Raw genomic sequence first — 15,192 nt, 5'->3', positions numbered from 1 at the left:
GAGGAGTTGCCTTCCTGACCATTCAACACAGGTAAATCGGCTCCTCGTCAGTTTGAGTAAGAAATTCTCTAACGTGCCTACTGAAACTGACAAAAAACCAGATTTGAGAACTATTGCCTAGTATTCCGGATCCCATACAGAAGGTTTGAAAAGAACATTTCTTGGATACCTGATAAAACCGTTTTTCAGATAATACTCTACATTACTATCATTTGTTTGAACAATCCACTCAGTTTTTGGATATGTCAGAATACAACGTTTTAGTAATTCCCTTCCGATTCCTTTGCATTGGAACTCAGGATCAACAACCAGATCGTGAATTGTTGATCTGATTATTGTATCAGAAAGTACCCTGACAATTCCCACTAATCTTTCCTCGTGCCAGGCCGAAATCACAAGCGTAGAATTGATAAAAGGCAGATTGAAATTAAGAATCATCTCCGGTGTTTCAGGTTCCCGTATCCAACCCGCTGACATGAACAGGCAACATAATTGATTGATTGGAAGATCCTTCTTCTCTTCATTATAGACAATATTAGACATAACATCCAGATTTCCTGATTGAAATATTCATCTATACGATGGATATCAATACCAGTAAACATATCGATTATTTCAAATCAACACAATTGAGAGTGAGGGTTCATCCCCCATCCCGAATCCACGCAACCATACCCGATACCCTGATCAGATGATCCATCGTCTCACCGGCCAGAACCACCGGATCAGTACTAATCTCCCCATCCTCTTCCCGGATCGATGCAAGAACCTTGCTTGCAAACTCGAATGATACCTCAGCCAGAGAACGGTACTGCCGGTACAGATGATACACGGCAAACCCGTTCAACACCGCAAACCCGAGTGATACTCCGACAGCAACTTCAGCGAGTTCAGTGATCATACCTTTCCCCCATACCTGAAGATATCCTGGACACTCATGTTTCCGGTCACAAACCTATGAATGGTCAGTGACTGTGAAATCACACGTGTAGAATTGATAAAAGGCAGATTAAAATTAAGAATCATCTCCTGTGTTTCAGGTTCACGGATCCAACCCGCTGACATGAACAGGCACAGTAATTGATTGGAAGATCCAACAGAAGAAAGGGGGTCCATGTTCTGGGTTTCCCCGAAGTGCTGCGCAGATAGCATATAAAGATTGCGGTTTGCTAACTCTTATCGCAAATCAAAAATTGCACTCACTTTCCTTAACAAGCGAGGTAGGGCCTTACGCTGTCTCTGATGAGATGGAACGATAAGTACCAGATACAGGTGTGCAAGAGTTACTCATTTAGGAGTGGAAGCGTAAGATTAAAGATAAAGAGGAATATATGGTAAGCTCTGTTAATAATACGAACCTCTCAACGTAATGCAGACGATAATATTCTGAATCCAGATGGAGAAATTTGAATGAGTATATCTACCCCGGTTATACAACAAAAAAAGGATGTAACCATTCATAATCTCACTGACATAATCAGGGAAGAATTCTCGAAACATAATATTCCAATAGATCAGTTGTATCTTTTTGGAAGTCGAGCCCAGGGGAATGCAAGACCTGATAGTGATTATGATTTTCTTGTTGTCAGTGCTATACAAATAGAACGCCTGATACAGAGACGAATCATTTCAGAAATAAGGCGACGATTTATCTTTGATTTTGATATCGATGCGGATATTCTTGTTGTCTCAAAGGATCATATATCAGCCAGCCTTGAAGACAAAGGAAGGATCTCATATTATGCGATTCGGGACGGTATTGCGGTATGACCGGAGAGAAGGAATCTGTCAAACTCTGGTGTCTGAAAGCAGAAAACGATCTTAAGAATGCATGTCATGAAGTAGAACACGAAGATCCAGCCCTTGATACCGTATGTTTTCATGCCCAACAAGCAGCAGAGAAATACCTGAAAGCATATCTCTTGTTTCATGATTGTGAAATCCCGAAAACTCACGTTTTAATGCGGTTGATTCGGAATTTTTATTGAGATAGATAATACATTTCAGGAACTTTTGGAAGAAGAGATCGATATGCTTACCGACTATGCGGTAGATCTTCGGTATGGTGAAAATTTCTATATCCCCTTACAAGAAGAAGCGTATGACGCTATCAAAAAAGCAGAGTTCGTAAAGCAATTTGTTCTCGATCGTCTTGAATGACACAGGGATACCAAAGGATACCCATATGTGGTACTCGGAAAATTGAATATCCATTCAACATTGCCGGGAGTGAGGGTTCATCCCCCACCCCGGATCCACGCAACCATACCCGATACCCTGCTCAGGTGATCCATCGTCTCACCGGCCAGAACCACCGGATCAGTACTAATCTCCCCATCATCTTCCCGGATCGATGCAAGAACCTTGCCTGCAAACTCGAATGATACCTCAGCCAGAGAACAGTACTGCCGGTACAGATGATACACGGCAAGCCCGTTCAACACCGCAACCCCGAGTGATACTCCGGCAGCAACTTCTGCGAGTTCAGTGATCATACCTTTCCCCCATACCTGAAGAGATCCTGCACACTCATGTTTCCGGTCACAAACCCCCTGCTCTTCAGAGACCTGTTACCTGTCTCCTGAAACCCGAACGCAAACAGCCCGGACCCGTTCACCCGTGTCGCTCCGGATAGACCGGAGTCAATCGTCCGGGAGGCATCAAACTCACCCCCCTGCAAAATTCCCGCAGTGTACACCGAAACCTCACCAGGAGACCGATCACTGACGGTATCCAGAAACCTGCAGCGATCCCAGACCTCTGAACCCATCAGCAACGCTGACGCAAAATCAGAGAACAGAACCGGACCTGAACCTGATACCACCAGATCATCTCCGGACTCATCCCCTGGAACCGTCCGAACCAGACGGGCGGTATCCACCGTCATCACCCGTGATGCAAATGACCCGTTTGCATCAGACCCTGAAGTCGAGAGAAGTGCAGAACCATCGGTACTGATGGTTGTGGCAATGAGATCAGCACCGGCAAGCCCGATAAGAATGGCAAACGTCATCCCGACAACACACTCTTTCTTCATACTCCCCCCGGATATGAAAAAAGAGATAATTAAGCCAGGATGGCAATCGTATCAGCCCAGGACTCAAGACCGGTTCTGATCGTATCAGCCTCATAACTGGAGAGCGTGACACTGTCACGTTTGAAGGTCACGGAATAGAGTTCTCCGCCTGAAGAATGGCATTTGAGCGTAGCACTGAAGGAATCTTCAGAACTGTCACGCGAAGCAGTCACCCCGGCCCCCATACCGGTAGTGATCGCTGCAGCACCTGTGATCTGGGTGACTGCAGTGTTCACCGCTGCCATCGTCGGCCCCCTGACCGGAATGCTCCCGACAGTCTTTGCTTCCGCATTCTCGTACACAATGGTGGCTGCATACGCCTCTTTTGATTTTTCCATCGCAGGCTTTGCTACCCCTGATGATTCATAGGTAGTACATCCCCACGGATTGTTGTCCAGGACATCCTGGATCAGTGCGCTGAATGCGGCATAGTCAGTAATAGGTGCTGCAAGTTTTCGCACCGCTGACTTCACCACACTTTTCTGTGTAAAATCTCCCATCTTTTCCCCCTTGTCGCCTGTATTGCGACACTATCTGATAGGTGGCAGGAGTATATAAGGTTCCAAAGAGGCGTTGAAATACGGAAGATACAGAATCGGAATGAAAAAATCATGGTGAATATGAGCACCCCGATGTACTTCTCATCAGATCATACAATCCGCACGATTTTTTCAGATCCGAGAGAGAATCACAGGTCTTAAAATTTCAAAAAGCATCAATGCGTTGTGTTATATTAAAACTTTTCATTTGAAAAAAATGCAAGTCAAAAGCTTTAGTAAGATGAGACGATTACAGTGTTTCACTGCCAATGGGATGAAGAAACAATCCGGCAGAAAGATGAGCATATGAGAACAGGAGATGGAGCATAATGTACTCCCCGGCAGATGAACATGCTTGCAGGCCGATCAGAGCGGGGAGTGATCAGGTATCACCGTGTAGAATTTTAAGCATATCCATCAGGTATGGTTGTAAATTCGGATATGAACCAACCGTAAATGGGCAGGTTTCTGCATCTGGTATACCTATCGGGGGCACCCATGGAATCTGATACGTCAGGTTCCCGGACCAGCCGGACTGCAGTGTACATGCCCAGAGATCTTCTTGTCGGGCATGGATACATGGTACTCAGGGTTGCACAGAGTCACACTCATGAGCCAATAGGGATCAACCTGATTGCCTGGAACAATCTTGGAGATACCCGGTTCATATATGTCAAATCCAGTAGAAAGGGCTCGACCAGGAATGACATCGAGGCACTTTCCAGGCTCTCCAAACAGTGTCGGTACCCCGGAAGCCCTGAGTTCTGGATCCTGGACAAAGACGGATGGACACGGTACCTGATCAAAGCAGGAGGAGCAGTACCGCTCACGGAGTTCTCATGACCGCTCGTTTCGGTCCTTACCGGTCGCCGTATCTGCAGACCTCGAGAGACGGAATACCTTTCGGATGGCATCAAACCGGTATGCCAGTGAGTCGGGGAAGGTATGACTGCTGATGGACAGTACAACGAGATTCTGGGAACCCTGCACTGCCTCTTCTCACCAGGCCAGGTCATCGAGGTCAGGATCCTCAGTGAGGACGGCATATCTTCAGGGTACTTCAACGATTTTGAGAAAGCAGCCGCTGCTATCAGAGCACAGGATAGGGATCCACGGGGACACGGAATCTATGTCACCCTGAACGAGATCAGCGGGGATCTCCTGGCACGACGGGCGAACCGGATCAAGTACCGGATCGGTAAACAGGATCAGACCACTGCAGATGTAGATATCATACATCGCTGGTGGCTGCCGATTGACATCGATCCCGTGCGCAGATCAGGAATCTCGTCGTCAGAATCCGAGCATGATGAGGCCCTGCGTCTTGCCGCCACAATCCGGCAGTTTCTGGCAGAACGTGGATGGAACGACCCAATCCTCGCAGATTCAGGGAACGGGGCACACCTTCTCTATGCCATCGATCTTCCAAACGATGAGGTAAGCAGAGACCTGGTCAAATCAGTACTCGGGGTGCTTGACCAGAGGTTCTCTGACGAACGGTGCAGGGTTGATACCGCAAACTTCAATGCTGCCAGGATCTGGAAGGTGTATGGGACCACCTCACGCAAAGGTGATGATCTTTTAGACCGGCCGCACCGGCGTGCCAGAATCATAGAAGGATGCGGAGAACGGCAGCTGGTCAGGGTCAGCGATCTCGTCTCACTTATCACTGAAAATTCTGATGCACTAAAAGATCCATCAGGGAACGCCACCATGCCGATGAAACATGGTACAGAACGGAAATCTGATGACCGTGTGCAATCTGCCAGGCAAGGAGAGAGTTCAGTTTCTGATCTTGGATCATGGCTGACCAGGTACGGCCTCTCATACACGTCAAAACCGTACCAGGGAGGCACCCTCTTCTCACTCGATTCATGCCCGTTCTCTGATGCTCACCACGACGGTGCGTTCGCAATACAGTTCGAAAACGGTGCGATATTTGCCGGATGTCACCATGACTCGTGCGGAGGAGGGCAGCAGCGATGGCCTGAACTTCGTGCACAGTTCGAACCGGTAAAGCCTGGTATCGAAGCACGGCTTGCATCACTGCAACGTTCGCGAATCAGAGCCAGACTGATCGCAGAAGGGAGGATAGAGCCTGATGATGTATCTGATAAAGAGCATGATAATGAGTCTGATGTACAGTCCATGCGGACAGTCGCAGGTGATACACTTGGTAACGATGAGCATGAGTATGAGCATGAACATGAACACGAAGATACCCTGATCCGGCAACGTGCACAGGATATCCTCACCTCAGGAGACCCGCTTGCGTTCTTTCTTGAGACCTTTGCTGCTTCACACGAGGGTGATCAGAGCGTGGCCGAGTGCCTGGTTCATTCGCTGGTCTCCAGATCGGTCATCAACAGCAAGGGGCTGCATGTCTCGATCACCGGGGAGTCAGGAAAAGGAAAGTCACATGCCATAGAGACGATGAAATCCCTGATTCCGGCAGCATTCAGACTTGAAGGCCGGATGAGTGACAAGGCCCTCTTTTACATGGACGATCTGATATCCGGGACGGTGATCACACTTGATGATGTGAGTCTATCTGACCAGATGCAGGAGATCCTCAAGGGTGTGACAACCTCGTTCCAAAAACCGTTCCAGTACAGGACGGTGAGCAAGGATCGAAAACCACAGATCTGTACGATTCCTGAACGGTGCATCTGGTGGATAGCAAAAGTTGAGGGAGCCGGTGATGACCAGGTCTTTAACCGGATGCTCACCTGCTGGATCGACGATACTGAAGGGCAGGATGACAAGGTACTCAACCGGACGCTCGCCGGTGCCGGGGAGTTCCCGGGAACTCCTGCACATGAGTCTGATGAGATACTGGTCTGCAGGAAGATCTGGGATGAGATAACGCAGGTCTGGGTCGTGATACCATTTGCAACACGGATCAGGTTCCAGTCATCAGAGAACCGGAGAAATCCCGATATGCTGCTTGACCTGATCAGGACGAACGCTGCTCTCTGTCAGCAGCAGCGGGAGCGGAGGATCGTGAACGGAACCTGTTGCGTAATTGCATCAGAGACGGATTTCTTCGAGGCTGCACGGCTTTTTGTGGGTCTGAACGGTGAGGACGGAGAGCAGGCCCATAAGATGACAAAACGCGAGTCAGCACTTCTCTCCATGATTGCTTCGCTCAATCGGTCCGAGGTGACGGTAACCGAACTGCAAGGGGAGACCGGGTGGACAAACTCAACCATCAACAAGCTGATCCACGGGTACCAGTCATGTGGCAAGTCATACTCAGGTCTGCTTGAGAAGTGCCCTGCGATTTCGGTTCTTGATCGGACTGAGTCCCGGGGAGATGGCGGGTACACGACACACCGCAGGTCCAAAGCATATCTCTGGGACGCCGGACTCTACGAAGCCTGGATGAAGTGTGGGTCGATATGGCTTGCCAGAGAAGACACCGACGATGATCAGATTCCTCCGGGTAGCAACGGAGGCGGAGATGAGAGCGAAACCAAAGCTGCTGAACCAAACAGCGCTATCGATGAAGAGTGTGCAGGACCAGATACGGACGAGTGCCGGGTTCACGGAGAGCCCGGTACAGATCAGGCCGAAGGTACCAGGGGAGGAGAGACCGGGAACGCAGGCACCGGTGAGATGAAGCCTGGTAACAGACCGGTGTCAGGGGTCAGTATAGCCATGCTTGCTCCAGGGATGTTTGTACCGGTTGGTGAGTTTCCTGATCACAAGCCCTGCTCGGTCTGCGGGAAACGGCCGACACAGTACAGGGAACGGATAACCGGGGCAGGGGAGCAGGAGCAGGACGGATCTGTCCTGATGCTTTGTTATTCGTGCTACCAGCGTGTGGTCTCGCGTGAGGCTGCTACGATGATGGCACTGCCCGGGGTTATTGACACCGGGAGTATGGTCAGGCTGCAGACTTCTTCACGGAAATGCGATCTCTGCTCGCTGACATCTGCGATATGGTCAGATCCACATTCCCGGACCCAGTTGTGTGACTCGTGCTATCAGCGTGAGGTACAGCGGTGTTCTGATTCGCACCCGAAGACCGACAACGGTCCACCCTGAACTACGCTCGGGTGGAAGGCAGGGAGAGGGGAGGGTATGTTTCAGGATTACCATGAAGAGACCAGATACAATACAGTGCAGGGTAAAATGTTGCCCGCACCTTCAATGGGAATGGTACAGTACTGCAACTCCTTCGCACACGAGGAAGAGACGGCTTATCTGTATGCTGCTCAACAAGCAGCCAAGCAATATGTACTTCTGTCCGATGAGTGAGCAGGCTGAACCAGTGATGGGGGAGAAGAAATGAACAGGTTTGTGGAGCAGGTCAAAACCGTTGATCCGTATGAACTCTGCGGGAGAATGCTCAGGGACAGGGACCAGTTGATCGTGTATATCGATGAGATAGGGAGGTTTATCCTTCAGGTCAATGCGGTCACTTCAGCGATCCTTGGTCTTGGTCCCGGGGAAGCCTATGGACCGCTTCAGGGAGTCTTCAGGCTTTCTGAGAGTGGTAGGGGGTTTTACCTTGATATCGGAGGGGTGCTCTATGTGACTCCGGTTTCACGGGTACGGGCAGTCTTAGCAGGCGATCATCGGAAGGCTCCGGTGATGCGATACACCGGGTGACCAGATCGTTCGGGATGCGTCAGCATCCCCATAAATTCTTTTTTTTCACCTGACTGGGCTCAGGAAGTATTGGGTACTTATGCTGATCCGGTTGATGAGGAGAATTATTCATCACCGGTCTGCGGGAGAGCGGGAAAGGGGAGGAAGATACATGGTAAGGTCGGGACTCCCCGCTTCAGATTTACGGGAGTACAGAGGTTATACTAAGTAATAATAAAATATTTATTATTATATGAGAGAAAGAGCGGGAACAGAAGTGTAGAGAGGAGCGATCATATGCATGAGGGTATACGTGTGTGAGCTGGAGATCACCGCTCTCCCGCCGTGACCGGTGAATGATTACGGATATCAGTTTGATCAATGAACAGGGGAAGGATTACAGGATGATTTATCCCGCGTAGACCCGGGAGACTCCCGCCCGAGACCTTGTTCTGAAATAACTTCATGAAGAATATCTCATGGGATGATTTCCATATTTTGTAGAGGATTATTTTCAAGAAGGAGAATAAAGGTACTAACCCATTATTTATCACCCATAAAAAATCAGACAATTGAGGCAGATTTAGACAAAGGAATGTAAATTTCTATTCTCTCTCCGAAACCCTACCCCAGATGATCTGAACCTCACAGTGATCCTCATCCAAATTATCGTGATTCATCAGGTTTTTCTGATAATTAGAGATATCTTCACAGTACCGGGATTGAACGTCAGATAGTCCGGTTTTCCTGAATAGTTCTGTTATCGTATCGACAGTCAGATTCTCTTTGTAAGGGAGTATCTGTACAAGTTCCGGGGAATACATCTCACGCCAGAATCGTTCCCTGTCGCACAGGGTGTCATCCCATTTTTCATCCGGGAAATAATTTCTTGGTTGTGCATGACCATCTATGACGATAATAAGCCCTCCCGGCTTGCATATACGGGTCCATTCCTGCAATGCCTTTTCCGGATGAGGGAGCGTCCAGAGAAGGTGACGACATATGACTCCGTCAAAAGAATTATCTTCAAAAGCAGGTTCTTCTGCATCACCAGGGAGAAAAGAGATATTCAGCTTTTTAGATGCTGCTTTTTCTCCAGCCCTTTTCAGCATCTCTTCCCCGAGATCGATCCCGGTTATTGAATGACCGAGTTCAGCAAGGGTGATGGCGATCATTCCTGTTCCGGTGCCAACATCAAGGATCTTCTTTGGTTCTGCACCAATAATATCGGTCAGGTTTTTCTGCCAGAGTTGGCTTTCTGTTTGATCAGTTCTTCCATGGCCTACATCATCATCAAAGGTTTTGCTCCGTTCATCCCAATACTTTCGAACGTTCTCTTTCAGTTTATTGGTTAATGCAGAGGATTGAACCATGATAATTCACAGATTGATTTCGATCTCATAAATTAATTGATTTCAGATAAGAGGGTGGGGTTAGGTATAATATGCACGGCTCATCGCGAAAAATGGCGGGTAGACAATTAGGTTATCCCCCAGTTAAAAAACTGGTACCACGATCCTATAAACTAATAACTTTAATCTCCCTAAATATTTACCAGTTTACTGTCATTTTTTATGTGATTAATATTTCCAGGACTTGAAAACATAATTTTTTAGATTCATATCATTATCAGCTGTAACCCGGGGCATAACCGAACAAATCTGGTTTTTCAATTCAGTGATATTAAATTATAGGTAACCATTCAATCGGGCCACGTACTGCCCACAAAGCTTTTTCTCATCGGCTTTACAAGTAGACCATATGAAAGGTGCTCTTGTGGTTGCACTCATCATGTGCTTGATGAGTTTTGGACTTGTATGTGCAGAACAAGTAACGAATGAGACCAGTTTTTCCAACCAGACCGACGAGGTCAACCCCCTCGCCTTGGAGTGGCTTACCACCGGAAAGACCGAAAGTGATGCAAAAAATTATGGTGAGGCAGAAAAAGCATATGAAAAAGCGATAGAGATAGATCCTGTCAGCGAAGAGGCCTGGAAAGGATACCTTTCAGCGATTTCAGATCAGGAGGACTGGAATCGTCTCCTGACAAAAGGAAAAGAAGCAGCGAAAAAACTACCTTCATGGAATGGCGGGCATTATTATGCAGCAAATGCCTTGAACAAGTTAAAACGGTTTGATGAAGCGATTGTCGAGATTAACGCTTCCCTTACTATCAATCCGGATTACGAAAAGGCTTTAAACCTGAAAGGGTTGTTGTTGCGTGAACTCAAGAACTATGATGACAGTCTTACAGTTTTTGAACATCTCATTGCCATCCATCCTGATTACCTCTATGGATATTATAACAAAGGGAGAGTCCTCGTTGATTTGGAACAATATGAAGACGCACTTGCCGCATTTGATGCTACAATTGAGAAGAACGCATCATATCAGTATGCCTGGTTCTCAAAAGGGAATGCATTGCATAACCTGAAACGTGAGGAAGAGGCAATCGATGCATATAATGAGGCAATCACGATTGATCCGACTTATGCAGCGGCCATAACCTTCAAGGGAATATCACTGGAGGCGTTGGGAAAGAAGTCAGAGGCAATTGATGCATATGATCTGGCCCTTAGTGTAGATCCCGGATACACCTATGCTGCTGACCGGAAGAAAGGTCTCGTTGATCAACCAGTCGTGGTGATTAATCCCGAGGTAGCACGATCCAATGATGCGTATGGTACCGAGCTGAAAGAGGCATCCCTTCTGTCAAATGATGGAAAATATGAGGATGCCATGAAGATATATGAGACCATCCTTACCACTGATTCTGAAAACTTATTCATCATGGATAAAAAAGCATCATTGTTAAAACAGATGAATAAACCAGATGACGCGATGAAGGTATATGATCAGATCCTCTCCATTAATCCGGATTATCCTGATGCGAAATATAGTAAGGCGATGCTATATGAGTCAATGAAGCAGTATGACAAAGCAATTGCCTTATATGAGCAGATGTATGAGAAAGATCCCAAGGAATACTGGTATTTCATGAAGCTGATCGGTGACATCCTGTATTCCCAGGATAAAAATGCTGAAGCACTTCCCTATTTCCTGAAACATCTGGACAAAAATCCGAATGATCTCGATGCGATGGCAGCAGTTTTCACGATCTATCTCTCACTTGGAAACGAGGAAGAAGCCCAGAAATATTACCAGAAAGTAAAACTAGAAGATCCTGATTATTTTGATTCCATAGCAAACTAATTTTTTGACATATGTAAAACCGTTTAGTTTCACTAAATATTCAATTTTTACCCAGTAAATGTATGAACCTCCCTATGATTCCAGAGATGAGGTGATCCGTTCCGATCTGAACTTATGACACGGCTGGGATCATAAATCCCCCATGAGGAACCGTCATCTCAAATCTGACCCCGGTCCCCGGTATTCCGGTCTCTGTTATGGTGATTGAAGTAATCCCCAGAATTTCTCTCACCAAAAAAAGACCATATCCGGTATTTTTACCAAATCCTCTCTCAAATATCTTCTTTTTCTCTTCTGATATGACACCTCCTCCATCATCTTCATAGATAATGACTGCAGAATGGTCTGATATCTTCGCAGTGACCGTTATTGAGGAAATATTCTTTCCATGCCGCAGAGAATTGTCAATGAGGTTATAGAATACCTTCTCCAAGAGCATATCAGCATAGATTACCAGATTTGCATCAATCCGGCAGGAGACTGTCGGGGGTACTCCCCTGGTTTCCCATGCTCTTTCCACCATATCTGATACCTTATACCATCCGGGTTCAACAACCCCAAGATCCTGGTACACCGAGGTAAAATTGATCAGTTTTTTTATCATTAAGGCTGCTTCGCGCACCTGTTCAATTGAGAGGATGGTTTGAGGATGGGTATCACTATGATGTGAGATATCATCAATGTAAAACAAAACGACCATGATCTGATTCAGAATATCATGACGGGTAATTGAGGTCAAAAAGCCCATCTTTTTTCCCGCTTCAGACAGAGCATTCTTTGATTTCAGTATCTCACTGACATCCCTCATCACAATTAACCTGCACTCCAGTCGTTGAATCGAATCAAACACCGGATACATGTCAATAGCATAATAATATGAATTATGTTCGTGCAGGTGATGAATCGTCGTATGTACCGGAGTGCAACCAGTAAGATTGATTCCAGAATTTGAATTTGAATATGAGCATGAATATGAATCTACATCTGAATTTGATTCAGATAATAAGGTGGTAATCGTATCAAATTTTTCTCCGATCGGAGAAGAATTCTGCAGATGTAGCATCGTTATTGCTGCATCATTTATCTCAAGGATCCGGTTTACTGTATCCAGGACTATGATACCATCATGAAGATGCTCAAATATCTTTCGATGCGGAAAATGAACGAGATCAAAAAACTGATATTGAAATATTTCAAATAACACGATAATTCCCGCAAATGCCAGCACTATCGGAGTAATATCAAAATCAGGATATAAACGGGGCATAAATTGATAATAGAGATATCCTCCGAGCAGCAAAAGCAGAATGCCCATAAAAATAAGGGATTGAACAAAGAAAACTCGTGGTGAGTTCTTAAGTATATAAAAAAAGACAATCAGGCAGAAGATTATTGAGAACAGGATGTATGCCGTGAGAATATGGTACATAAAACCCGGGGTGGTCGATAGTATGGTCAGCCCGTTTATGGTAAGGGCGTCTACTGCCTGGTAGTACCAGTGATGGAACTCATTGGTAAAGTACGACAGAAACGTGATTATGGGTATTAAGAAGATGATAAAACTGGTCTTCCACGTAACAAGACGGTTAAACCCACCAAACTTGAGTGTAAACAAAATAACAAAACCCGGTATCCAGGGGATTGCAAGATATTCTATTTTGAGAAACAGAATATGAAGAGAAGGATCGAGAGCGGTAATCTCCAGAGCATAGAAGAATGACCACCATGCGATAAGGAACATGCAAAAACTGAAAGTTCCTGAACCACGAACGTTCCGACGATTCCAGGTTATAACAGATATAAGCCCGGATAATATTGCTGATATAAACATCAGATAAAAAAAAGGATAGTTTTGAAACTGCATGAGATACCCTGTCAATGTTGTGGAAATAATTACTGGTTATCGTGTGCTGATGAAAAACCGGAAGTCTCTCATTATCGAAACTCCATTATGCGATATATTGATTATCGTTCCGATTGGTTGTGAACTACAACCATTTATTTGATCATGACACCGTTTTTTTACAAATAAAGGCATATTTGCCGTAATTTGTCGAACCTGAGAGGTTAATATCGGTAGTACCGGGATATAATATTTTGCATTGCGATATCACCGGACACACACGCTGAATAGAGCAATCATTACTACGATAAAAATTGTATCTCTCTGAATATCAGGTGGTATTACGATGATTATTATACCCTAAATTTAACAGAATAAAGATTGTTGAGAGTTATCTCTTTTCGGCTGGTTGAGTTCCAGAACGGCCTCCCCGCATTATTTTTGCGATTCACGGAAATATTTGAAGACGGTTACGAAGATGAGCCTCCGGGATCGTTTGGACTTCGATGAGAAGCATATTGAGAAAAATAGGTGATGATGCGGATTGTACGGGAAATAGTGACTTACCCTAAAACTAGAAAGATTAGGCCTCCTAAATTATATATATTTACAATGCATTGACCCATACAACTATGGCTGAATTATTACCTAATAACTTCCTTGATGAATGGAAAGAAATCAGAACAATAATAGGAAGATATGAAGGGAATCTTCTTCAGATTCGTACATATGGATTCGCTTTTCTCGCCGCTTTATTCACCGTTAATTCGCTTCAAATACTTGTTACAACAATATCTAATGAGTATGTTCGATTTGGATTGATAGTTTTAACAATAGTATTTATTGTAGCATTATGGTTGCTTGATTTGGATTATAGAAAACTCGAAGAAGCTGCTATTATAAGAGCTCGCATTCTCGAAACTATGCTAAATATCGAAATAACAGATACAATTACTGGAAAATATGAAAGACATAAATTATACGATTATGAAAAACTTGTTTACTCCTCATTTATTATAATTGCTGGGATATTAGGGATAATTATTGTACCTCCAGGTATACTTGATATTTTAATAATTATTATCTCAATAGGTGGTATTTTAGCGGTTAAGAATCTCCCAGATATTCTTGCATTGAATATAAGTAAACATAATAAAGACGCTACAAACTCCAATTCTGATTTTATTTCTCTTAAAGAAAGTTTAAAAATGTTTTTCAAATTATTTAGTCTAAAGAAGATAAAATATCCGGAAAATGACTTTACTGAAGATTGGGTGATCGATAAAGTTGAATGTAAAAAGGGTGAGACAATAAAAATTTCCTGTATCAATCTATCTTCTGAAAAGCCAATTAAATTTAAAAATATACCTCCTTTTTCAATTTGGGTTGAAGGAGAGAGTAAATATGAATTTCTTCCTACAGAATCAAACATATGTATTGATCCAAAGTTTGGTATTCACACGTGGTTAGTGGATACTGACAAGTTCAAACAGCATAAAGATACCATTTATAGAATCTATCCCAGAGGATGGAAAAAACCGTTAAGAAGATTTTTGGTGATGAAAATATCTTAATGGAGTAAGAATTTCATAAATTGTTAAAATATTTTTACCATTCATATTGAATATCATCTAGATAGATGGTAGCCCCATTTGGATTTTTATCTGGAAAGAGTCTCAAACCAAATCCCCGAATTACACTTGTTAAATTTTGGCCTTGAAGTGGAATAGTATACTTTTCCCATTTATTTGTAAGGGTAAAATTATGATTTGTATTCCAATCGGGAGTATCAATGTATTCACTATTGTTTGTTTGACCAACAAAAGCACTGATTATTTCTGAACCATTTTCTCCTTTAGCTTGGAATGTTATTTGTTTAGCACCAGTGAGATCTCTCCCAAATTGTAAATCTCCATTTTTATTTG

General features: G+C 44.7%; 17 protein-coding genes. 9 read left to right on the top strand and 8 right to left on the bottom strand.

The genetic code is table 11. From position 1 onward, the window contains the following. Positions 1-117: 117 nt before the first annotated feature. Entirely contained in the window at positions 118-438 is a 321-nt protein-coding gene (locus LUQ50_RS16025) for a GNAT family N-acetyltransferase (protein ID WP_367279026.1), read from the bottom strand. Between the two features lie 205 nt (positions 439-643). Then, positions 644-901: a hypothetical protein gene (locus LUQ50_RS15360; RefSeq protein ID WP_300041216.1), complete on the bottom strand. Its 258-nt coding sequence runs from the start codon at positions 899-901 to the stop codon at positions 644-646. 509 nt (positions 902-1,410) lie between these two features. Here LUQ50_RS15360 and LUQ50_RS15355 point away from each other — a divergent pair. Genes LUQ50_RS15355 through LUQ50_RS15345 form a run of 3 tightly spaced genes read left to right on the top strand, consistent with a single transcriptional unit; the run spans position 1,411 to position 2,160 of the window. After that, on the top strand, positions 1,411-1,770 hold the full coding sequence (locus tag LUQ50_RS15355; protein ID WP_300041214.1) for a nucleotidyltransferase domain-containing protein: 360 nt from the start codon (positions 1,411-1,413) through the stop codon (positions 1,768-1,770). Then, on the top strand, positions 1,767-1,988 hold the full coding sequence (locus LUQ50_RS15350; protein ID WP_300041212.1) for a HEPN domain-containing protein: 222 nt from the start codon (positions 1,767-1,769) through the stop codon (positions 1,986-1,988). The genes LUQ50_RS15355 and LUQ50_RS15350 overlap by 4 nt, the downstream gene beginning before the upstream one ends. Before the next feature lie 25 nt (positions 1,989-2,013). After that, the gene (locus LUQ50_RS15345) at positions 2,014-2,160 is read left to right on the top strand and encodes a hypothetical protein (RefSeq protein ID WP_300041210.1); all 147 of its coding nucleotides are present in this window, start codon (positions 2,014-2,016) and stop codon (positions 2,158-2,160) included. Between the two features lie 77 nt (positions 2,161-2,237). Here LUQ50_RS15345 and LUQ50_RS15340 read toward each other — a convergent pair whose 3' ends face one another. From LUQ50_RS15340 to LUQ50_RS15330, 3 genes are read right to left on the bottom strand one after another with little or no spacing between them, the layout of a single operon-like run. Continuing rightward, on the bottom strand, positions 2,238-2,495 hold the full coding sequence (locus LUQ50_RS15340; RefSeq protein ID WP_300041208.1) for a hypothetical protein: 258 nt from the start codon (positions 2,493-2,495) through the stop codon (positions 2,238-2,240). Then, positions 2,492-3,037, bottom strand: a complete 546-nt coding sequence (locus tag LUQ50_RS15335) for a hypothetical protein (RefSeq protein ID WP_300041206.1) — start codon at positions 3,035-3,037, stop codon at positions 2,492-2,494. The genes LUQ50_RS15340 and LUQ50_RS15335 overlap by 4 nt, the downstream gene beginning before the upstream one ends. A gap of 29 nt (positions 3,038-3,066) precedes the next feature. After that, positions 3,067-3,576, bottom strand: coding sequence for a hypothetical protein (locus LUQ50_RS15330; RefSeq protein WP_300041204.1), 510 nt, complete (start codon positions 3,574-3,576; stop codon positions 3,067-3,069). 537 nt (positions 3,577-4,113) lie between these two features. Between LUQ50_RS15330 and LUQ50_RS15325 the strand changes: the two genes are divergently transcribed. From LUQ50_RS15325 to LUQ50_RS15310, 4 genes are all read left to right on the top strand, one after another. Next, on the top strand, positions 4,114-4,458 hold the full coding sequence (locus LUQ50_RS15325; protein WP_300041202.1) for a hypothetical protein: 345 nt from the start codon (positions 4,114-4,116) through the stop codon (positions 4,456-4,458). A 102-nt stretch (positions 4,459-4,560) separates the two neighbouring features. Continuing rightward, positions 4,561-7,665, top strand: a complete 3,105-nt coding sequence (locus LUQ50_RS15320; RefSeq protein ID WP_300041200.1) for a hypothetical protein — start codon at positions 4,561-4,563, stop codon at positions 7,663-7,665. A 52-nt stretch (positions 7,666-7,717) separates the two neighbouring features. Next, complete coding sequence (locus LUQ50_RS15315) at positions 7,718-7,912, top strand: hypothetical protein (RefSeq protein WP_300041198.1); 195 nt, start codon at positions 7,718-7,720, stop codon at positions 7,910-7,912. Next, entirely contained in the window at positions 7,909-8,232 is a 324-nt protein-coding gene (locus LUQ50_RS15310) for a hypothetical protein (protein WP_300041196.1), read from the top strand. The genes LUQ50_RS15315 and LUQ50_RS15310 overlap by 4 nt, the downstream gene beginning before the upstream one ends. 584 nt (positions 8,233-8,816) lie before the next feature. Here LUQ50_RS15310 and LUQ50_RS15305 read toward each other — a convergent pair. Beyond that, entirely contained in the window at positions 8,817-9,584 is a 768-nt protein-coding gene (locus tag LUQ50_RS15305; RefSeq protein ID WP_300041194.1) for a class I SAM-dependent methyltransferase, read from the bottom strand. 427 nt (positions 9,585-10,011) lie between these two features. Here LUQ50_RS15305 and LUQ50_RS15300 point away from each other — a divergent pair, with 427 nt between their 5' ends. Continuing rightward, complete coding sequence (locus LUQ50_RS15300) at positions 10,012-11,424, top strand: tetratricopeptide repeat protein (protein ID WP_300041192.1); 1,413 nt, start codon at positions 10,012-10,014, stop codon at positions 11,422-11,424. A gap of 112 nt (positions 11,425-11,536) precedes the next feature. On the opposite strand, the gene LUQ50_RS15295 is transcribed toward LUQ50_RS15300, so the two are convergent. Then, the gene (locus tag LUQ50_RS15295; RefSeq protein ID WP_300041218.1) at positions 11,537-13,255 is read right to left on the bottom strand and encodes a histidine kinase N-terminal 7TM domain-containing protein; all 1,719 of its coding nucleotides are present in this window, start codon (positions 13,253-13,255) and stop codon (positions 11,537-11,539) included. 644 nt (positions 13,256-13,899) lie between these two features. Here LUQ50_RS15295 and LUQ50_RS15290 point away from each other — a divergent pair. After that, positions 13,900-14,841: a hypothetical protein gene (locus LUQ50_RS15290; RefSeq protein ID WP_300041190.1), complete on the top strand. Its 942-nt coding sequence runs from the start codon at positions 13,900-13,902 to the stop codon at positions 14,839-14,841. Between the two features lie 34 nt (positions 14,842-14,875). Here the strand turns inward: LUQ50_RS15290 and LUQ50_RS15285 are convergent. Continuing rightward, positions 14,876-15,192 (bottom strand): hypothetical protein (locus tag LUQ50_RS15285; protein WP_300041188.1); only part of this gene is annotated, 317 nt, incomplete at its 5' end.

The organism is Methanospirillum sp. (assembly GCF_028679455.1).
Lineage (GTDB): Archaea > Halobacteriota > Methanomicrobia > Methanomicrobiales > Methanospirillaceae > Methanospirillum.
This window is presented reverse-complemented; position numbering and strand designations above follow the sequence as displayed.

Bases quoted from the DNA above. Each gene is read 5' to 3' on its own strand.
- LUQ50_RS15350 (WP_300041212.1), top strand. From the start codon at position 1,767: ATGACCGGAGAGAAGGAATCTGTCAAACTCTGGTGTCTGAAAGCAGAA.
- LUQ50_RS15290 (WP_300041190.1), top strand. From the start codon at position 13,900: ATGGCTGAATTATTACCTAATAACTTCCTTGATGAATGGAAAGAAATC.
- LUQ50_RS15315 (WP_300041198.1), top strand. From the start codon at position 7,718: ATGAAGAGACCAGATACAATACAGTGCAGGGTAAAATGTTGCCCGCAC.
- LUQ50_RS16025 (WP_367279026.1), bottom strand. From the start codon at position 438: ATGATTCTTAATTTCAATCTGCCTTTTATCAATTCTACGCTTGTGATT.
- LUQ50_RS15355 (WP_300041214.1), top strand. From the start codon at position 1,411: ATGAGTATATCTACCCCGGTTATACAACAAAAAAAGGATGTAACCATT.
- LUQ50_RS15320 (WP_300041200.1), top strand. From the start codon at position 4,561: ATGACTGCTGATGGACAGTACAACGAGATTCTGGGAACCCTGCACTGC.
- LUQ50_RS15305 (WP_300041194.1), bottom strand. From the start codon at position 9,584: ATGGTTCAATCCTCTGCATTAACCAATAAACTGAAAGAGAACGTTCGA.
- LUQ50_RS15295 (WP_300041218.1), bottom strand. From the start codon at position 13,255: ATGTTTATATCAGCAATATTATCCGGGCTTATATCTGTTATAACCTGG.
- LUQ50_RS15340 (WP_300041208.1), bottom strand. From the start codon at position 2,495: ATGATCACTGAACTCGCAGAAGTTGCTGCCGGAGTATCACTCGGGGTT.
- LUQ50_RS15310 (WP_300041196.1), top strand. From the start codon at position 7,909: ATGAACAGGTTTGTGGAGCAGGTCAAAACCGTTGATCCGTATGAACTC.
- LUQ50_RS15360 (WP_300041216.1), bottom strand. From the start codon at position 901: ATGATCACTGAACTCGCTGAAGTTGCTGTCGGAGTATCACTCGGGTTT.
- LUQ50_RS15325 (WP_300041202.1), top strand. From the start codon at position 4,114: ATGGAATCTGATACGTCAGGTTCCCGGACCAGCCGGACTGCAGTGTAC.
- LUQ50_RS15300 (WP_300041192.1), top strand. From the start codon at position 10,012: ATGAGTTTTGGACTTGTATGTGCAGAACAAGTAACGAATGAGACCAGT.
- LUQ50_RS15335 (WP_300041206.1), bottom strand. From the start codon at position 3,037: ATGAAGAAAGAGTGTGTTGTCGGGATGACGTTTGCCATTCTTATCGGG.
- LUQ50_RS15330 (WP_300041204.1), bottom strand. From the start codon at position 3,576: ATGGGAGATTTTACACAGAAAAGTGTGGTGAAGTCAGCGGTGCGAAAA.